We start from the raw sequence: 1748 nt of genomic DNA on the forward strand, positions 1-1748 counted from the left end.
CACGTCAGTGCATTGAACAGGCAGTCGATTACGAACAGTACTTCCCCTTTACGGACCGGCGGCCACAGCGTGCCGTCGGGACGACTACCGGAACTCTTGGAACATGTTTAGCAATCTGAAGGTGCGCACGGGCTTGATGCTCGCTCAGTTGGCAGTTGCCGTCGCCGCACTGGTTGCAATTGGTTTGGGCTGGAACAGCATGCAGGCCAGTGCTGTCACGATCAACGCGCTGGATTCGCTGAGCGTGCAGCAAAGCAATCTGATCAAGGACGCGTACACGCAGATGCTGCGCGCCACGATCCGTGCCGACATCGCCGCCGCGCAACGTGCGGCGGGCGACGCGAACGGCGCCGCCGACAACTCGCGCACCGTGCAGCAACTGATCGGCGACGCCAACAAGAAGATGGAAGCGTTCAAGGCCGTGCCCAAGCTGACGACCATGGGCAAGACGGCGGAAGGGGAACTGATTTCGACGTTCAACGCCTTCTCGGGCGCCTTGCAAGCCATGATGGGCGCGCTGGACAAGGGCGACGCTGCGACGTACCTGACGCTGAAGAACACCAAGGCGGGCGCCGCCAGCGGTGCGTTCTTCAAGCAGCTGAGCGATTTTGCCGGCAACATCAATACGTTCAGCGAACAAGAAGTACAGGCCGCCCGCTCGCAGGCGTCCACGATGACGTTTGTGTACCTGGGCCTGGCCGTGCTGATCCTGGCCGTGTCGCTGGGCGCCTTCCTATTCATGAACCGCGTGATCCTGCGCCCCTTGCGTGCCGTCAGCGAGAGCTTTGACAAGATCGCGGGCGGCGACCTGACCGTGCGCGTGGAAGCCACCTCGTCCAACGAAATCGGCCATCTGATGGCGGCCGTCAAGCGCATGCAGGAAAGCCTGACGCGCACTGTCTCGGCCGTGCGCCGGGGCGTGGATGAGATCAACGTGGGCTCGCGTGAAATCTCCGCCGGCAACACAGACCTGTCCAGCCGCACCGAGCAGCAGGCCGCTTCCCTGCAGGAAACCGCCGCGTCGATGGAACAGCTGGCGGCCACCGTCAAGCAGAACGCCGACAACGCGCGCCAGGCCAATCAACTGGCCGCCAGCGCGTCGGACGTGGCCGAGCGGGGCGGGTCGGCGGTGTCGGAAGTGGTCAATACCATGCACGACATCTCGGCCAGCTCGCGCAAGATCTCGGAAATCGTTTCCGTCATCGACGGCATTGCTTTCCAGACCAACATCCTGGCGCTGAACGCCGCCGTGGAAGCGGCGCGCGCGGGCGAGCAGGGCAAGGGCTTTGCGGTGGTGGCGGGCGAAGTGCGCTCGCTGGCGCAGCGCAGCGCGCAGGCCGCCAAGGAAATCAAGGGCTTGATCGAAGACTCCGTCAACAAGGTTGGCGCGGGCTCGCAGCAGGTCGAACGCGCAGGCGCGACCATGCAGGAAATCGTGGCCTCGGTGAAGCGTGTGACGGACATCATGGGTGAAATCTCGGCAGCCTCGGACGAGCAGTCCAGCGGCATCGACCAGGTCAATCGCGCCGTGTCGCAGATGGACGAAGTCACGCAGCAGAACGCGGCGTTGGTGGAAGAAGCGGCCGCCGCGGCGGGTTCGCTGCAAGAGCAGGCTGAACGCCTGGTCCAGGCCGTGGCCGTGTTCAAGATCAACGCGGGCGAAGTCATCGAAGTGCCGGCTCGCCGGCTGGCGCAGCAGCAACCGCAGCGTCGCGCGCCGCGCGTGGCCGCACCGGCTGCCGCGCCCG

General features: G+C 64.8%; 1 protein-coding gene. It reads left to right on the forward strand.

Features of this window, described 5'->3' with window-relative positions; translation table 11 throughout:
* Positions 1-103 precede the first annotated feature (103 nt).
* A partial coding sequence (locus ACNPP0_RS20720) for a methyl-accepting chemotaxis protein (protein ID WP_448706877.1) occupies positions 104-1748 on the forward strand: 1645 nt, incomplete at its 3' end.

The sequence above is a fragment of the Achromobacter semiaridum genome (assembly GCF_053543755.1).